The sequence below is a fragment of the Mesorhizobium sp. M7D.F.Ca.US.004.03.1.1 genome (assembly GCF_003998635.1).
Taxonomy (GTDB): domain Bacteria; phylum Pseudomonadota; class Alphaproteobacteria; order Rhizobiales; family Rhizobiaceae; genus Mesorhizobium; species Mesorhizobium loti.
This window is the reverse complement of sequence record NZ_RZQG01000524.1, coordinates 1-4,284: the sequence shown is the minus strand read 5'-3', so window position 1 is coordinate 4,284 and position 4,284 is coordinate 1. Positions and strand designations below refer to the sequence as shown.

Genomic DNA, 4,284 nt, shown 5'->3' with positions numbered 1-4,284 from the left:
CGTTTGACCTCGCCGGTGAGAAAACCACGGCCGAGCGGTGAGAACGGCACCAGGCCGATGCCGAGTTGTCTAAGCAGCGGGATGATCTCCGGCTCCAGATTGCGCTCCCACAGGGAATACTCGCTCTGCACCGCCGACACCGGATACACTGCATGCGCCCGGCGGATGTTGGCCGCACCCGCCTCCGACAGGCCGAAGAAGCGCACCTTGCCTTGCTCGATCAGTTGGCCGACGGCGCCCGCGACATCCTCCATCGGCACCGCCGGATCGACGCGGTGCTGGTAGAGCAGATCGATATGGTCGGTGGCGAGCCGGACGAGCGAGGCTTCCACGGCCTCGCGAATGTGCTCGTGCCGGCTATCGGTTCCGACCTGCTTGCCGTTTTCGATGCGGAAGCCGAATTTGGTGGCGATGGTCACCTGGTCGCGCTTGCCCTTCAACGCCCGGCCGAGCAGGGCTTCGTTGATGTAGGGGCCATAGACCTCGGCGGTGTCGAGGAAGGTGCAGCCAAGCTCGATGGCGCGGTGCAGCGTGGCGATGGATTCGGCCTCGTCGGCCGGGCCGTAGGACTGGCTCATGCCCATGCAGCCGAGGCCGATGGCCGAGACCCGCAGCCCCTGGCTGCCGAGCTTGCGTGTTTTCAGGGTCATCGGGGCGCTCTCCGGCGAGGTTGCAGAAACTATGGCGTTGACTGATTTTGTCGACACGCCTTACTCGACAAGGATGTGGGCTTCACGCGCGGCTTCGACAAGCGCCTCCCTGGCGATCTCGGCGGTAACATCGCCGCTCGTCGCCCGGCGGCAGGCGCGCAATGCCGATTGATGTTTTGGACTGCCGGCGTCACGCCAATGCGTCGTGAGCAATTCAATGGCTTGCTGTGTATTGGACAGATGACGGATGGAACCGGTGACACCGACGGACACCGCCACGGGTTTGGAAAACCATGCAGTTTGCATTGGAACCTCGACTGGGCTGAAGCGATAAACGCTTTGGGCAGTCCAAGGTTTCGTCACTCTGGCGTGAAAGTTCCGAAGCAGGCGTTTCAACGAACCATCCACATCGAGAGACGCCCGGTCTGTTCGCCTTTCGGCATCACTCACATGTTCGAGGCGACGTCGCGGGTGGGCGGTGGTTTGGGCTTGTGGGCAGCACGCTGCCTTGTCGTTTGTTCGGCGAAGCGGGGAGCAGTCTTGACCGTGGCCGTGGTCTTGAGCGCTTGCGCCTTGCGGCGCTTGAGCCAGCTGGATGACAGTTCGGCAAGGAGACTGCGCAGGTCTTTCACGACGTCCTCCTCTTGTAAGGCGACAGGATAATTTCCGTCAGTCCAACTTGTTCCACCGGGAAGACTTGTTCCGAGCAAATAAAGGTTCCTGCCGCCGAAAGCGGCCCAGCATCACCTGCCAATATAGGCGGCCAGTTCGTCCGGCGTCCCATTTGGGAAGGCCTGTTTCAGGAAGTCCAGGAAGGCCGACACGCGCGCGCTGAGCAGCCGCCGGGATGGGTAGAGCGTCCATAGAGCGATCTCGGGGCCGTCGATATCGCCCCAATTCACCAGTGTACCGTCAGCCAGGTCGTGGGCCACCAACGAAATGGGAAGCCGTCCTGCGCCGACGCCGGCTCGCACCGCATCCCGGACCATGATGAGCGTTGACAAAACGAGGACGGGCTCGATTGTAATTGTTGACCGGCCACCCGGTGTCTTCACGTGACATGTTTGCGGTTCGCCTGCCCCTCGCGCAACGCCAGGGGCGGCGCGCTGACCGGTCGTGCGGGGAAGGTCGGGGCTCGCCACGACAATCAGACGGTCGCGGAGAAACGCCCGTCCGACCAGGCTTTCGTCGGGATCTGGATTGACCCGGATTACCAGATCGTAGCCTTCCTCGATCATGTCGACAGCCCGGTCCTCAGTCGTCACTTCAAGCCTCACCTCCGGATATTTGAGGGCAAACCCCGCGGCGATCCTCCCCATAGCGGTCTGCGAGAAATGGAGAGGTGCGCTGATCCGCAGTCTGCCCTTGGGTCTCTGACCGCCCGAGGCAATCGCCGAAGCCGTCTCGTCCAGTTCGGCAAGCAATGCCCCCGTCCGCTCGAAGAGCGCCCGTCCTTCTTCGGTCAGCTTCAGGTTACGCGCACCCCGTTCAAACAGGCGCAGATCGAGACTGCTTTCCAAGTCTCCAACGCGCCGGGACAGCGTTGCCTTGGGCCGGCCGGTGGCCCTTGCCGCTTTGCCGAAGCCACCATGGCGGGCAACGAGATTGAAATCGGCCAGCGCAAGAAGATCCATAAGTGTTCCACCAATGGGACGGTGCGTCCAAAATCTCCGTCTATTGGACTGTTTGTGAGCCGTACATATTGGGCGTGTCAAGCAACCCAACAGGAGAAATTCCCATGACCATTCTCGTTACCGGCGCCACCGGCAATATTGGCCGCCAGGTCGTCGAACACCTCGTCAAGCGCGACGCCGATGTCCGTGCTCTCGTCCGCGATCCGTCGAAAGCCGGCTTCCCGGCAGGCGTCTCCGTCGTGCAAGGCGACTTTCTCGATGTCGATTCGCTGCGCAAAGCCATGTCTGGGGTTTCCACGCTGTTCCTCTTGAACGCCGTGGTTCCGGATGAATTCACCCAGGCTTTGGTCGCGCTGAACGTTGCCCGATCGGCCGGCATCGAGCGGATCGTCTATCTCTCGGTGATCCACGCCGACGTCTATGTGAACGTGCCGCATTTCGCGGGCAAGTTCGGCGTCGAGCGAATGATCGAGCAGATGGGCTTCAAGGCTACGATCTTGCGCCCGGCCTACTTCATCCAGAACGATCTGATGGTCGAAGACATCATCACCGGCTACGGCACCTATCCAATGCCGATCGGCGCCAAGGGTCTTGCCATGATCGACGCCCGTGATATCGCCGAGATCGCCGCCCTTGAGCTGCTGCGCCGCGAACAGTCCGCAGAGCCGCTTGCGCTCGACCGGATCAACCTCGTCGGTCCGCAGACACTGACCGGGACGGACATCGCCGCCATCTGGTCAGACGTGCTCGCTCGCCCGATCAATTACGGCGGCGACAATACGGAAGGTTTCGAGCAAAATCTCAAGCAGTTCCTGCCTGCCTGGATGGCGTACGACATGCGCCTTATGGGCGAGCGGTTCTTGACCGACGGGATGCTGCCTGAGGCCGGCGACGTCGAGCGACTGACGGCGCTTCTGGCCCGCCCACTGCGCCCATATCGCGACTTCGCCTCGCAAATCGCGGCCTCCGCCTGAGCAGCTATCTGACTACTAGGACTATCATCATCACCGGAAACAACAACAGGGCGCCTCTTGAGGGGGCACCCTGCCTTGTAGTCGAACGCGGCTACGACAAAACAGCGCTTCTGCGCCCGCTCCCTACTGCAGGGAGGCCGGGTGTGGCAGATCAACCGAGGCGTTTAGACGTTCGCCATCCTCGCCAGCAAGGCCATCCACGAACATACCGGCCATGCCGTCGAATTCAATTGCCACGCCGATGAGTTGGGCCGCCTGCAGCACCAGATATTCGATGTCTTCGAGGGCGACGTTCTCGGCCAGATTCTTGACCCTGACGTGTTCGGCCACCGCCGTGATGTTGACGATGCCGGTCCTCTTGAATGCCGTCACGACCGCCGAACTGACGTCGTCGCGCAGGTGCGTCGAGTAATTGTACCGCATCGAAACCTCCCAAAGGGATCGGTTTTCTTTTCAGGTTCCAGTATGCGCCGGGCAACGCGTGGTGGCAAGTAACAATATAAATATTATCTAAATAAATCAATTAGTTAGCATAGTTACACAAATGCATGTCCAGCGCCGAATCCTCATCATGCGCGTGATGCGTCATTCACCCATCGCACGCTCTTGACGCGTTATGCGGCCTATCCTAACTATAAGTGGAGTGAGGTAGATACTAACTCGACGTATTCTTGGTCTTGAGCGAGAAAAGCGCCATGGCTGAACTGGAACGCCCCGAACGACTGCAAATCATGCTGACATCTGACGAACTGGCCGCGCTGGAAAACTGGCGCTTTGACAAGCGCATGCCGAGCCGCTCGGCCGCGGTTAGGGAACTGCTGCGGCGCGGTTTGGCCTCAGATGGATTCCTGACGGCGGAGCAGGGGGCGAAGTCGCAGGATTTTGGCATCTTGCCTGCGGACGGCAACGGGATTGCCGACAGCGGCAAGGAATAGGCGCGGCCGCCGGTCTGCTGGTCGCGACCGGCGGGCAGAGTGCCGGCTGGTATGCCGGACCCTGACTGCTCTCGGCTCTACAGGATATTGG

Annotated in this window: 7 protein-coding genes; 2 read left to right on the top strand and 5 right to left on the bottom strand. The window is 60.9% G+C overall.

The window, feature by feature from the left end:
- The 4 genes from EN935_RS24500 to EN935_RS24485 form a co-directional block, all read right to left on the bottom strand.
- Positions 1-650, bottom strand: a 650-nt coding sequence (locus EN935_RS24500; RefSeq protein ID WP_164771309.1) for an aldo/keto reductase, incomplete at its 3' end; no start/stop codon positions are given.
- Positions 651-710: 60 nt separating this feature from the next.
- Positions 711-1,046, bottom strand: coding sequence for a DUF982 domain-containing protein (locus EN935_RS24495; RefSeq protein WP_245468754.1), 336 nt, complete (start codon positions 1,044-1,046; stop codon positions 711-713).
- A gap of 50 nt (positions 1,047-1,096) precedes the next feature.
- Positions 1,097-1,282: a hypothetical protein gene (locus EN935_RS40900; RefSeq protein ID WP_164757640.1), complete on the bottom strand. Its 186-nt coding sequence runs from the start codon at positions 1,280-1,282 to the stop codon at positions 1,097-1,099.
- A 111-nt stretch (positions 1,283-1,393) separates the two neighbouring features.
- On the bottom strand, positions 1,394-2,284 hold the full coding sequence (locus EN935_RS24485; protein WP_127263360.1) for a LysR family transcriptional regulator: 891 nt from the start codon (positions 2,282-2,284) through the stop codon (positions 1,394-1,396).
- Between the two features lie 104 nt (positions 2,285-2,388).
- Here EN935_RS24485 and EN935_RS24480 point away from each other — a divergent pair, with 104 nt between their 5' ends.
- Positions 2,389-3,258 (top strand): NmrA/HSCARG family protein, encoded by an 870-nt coding sequence (locus EN935_RS24480; protein WP_127263362.1) that lies wholly within the window; start codon positions 2,389-2,391, stop codon positions 3,256-3,258.
- 123 nt (positions 3,259-3,381) lie between these two features.
- Here EN935_RS24480 and EN935_RS24475 read toward each other — a convergent pair whose 3' ends face one another.
- Positions 3,382-3,681 carry a hypothetical protein gene (locus EN935_RS24475; protein WP_127263364.1) on the bottom strand — a complete coding sequence of 100 codons (300 nt, stop codon included), beginning with the start codon at positions 3,679-3,681 and terminating at the stop codon, positions 3,382-3,384.
- 272 nt (positions 3,682-3,953) lie between these two features.
- Between EN935_RS24475 and EN935_RS24470 the strand changes: the two genes are divergently transcribed.
- Positions 3,954-4,193, top strand: coding sequence for a hypothetical protein (locus EN935_RS24470; RefSeq protein ID WP_109660894.1), 240 nt, complete (start codon positions 3,954-3,956; stop codon positions 4,191-4,193).
- Positions 4,194-4,284: the final 91 nt, after the last annotated feature.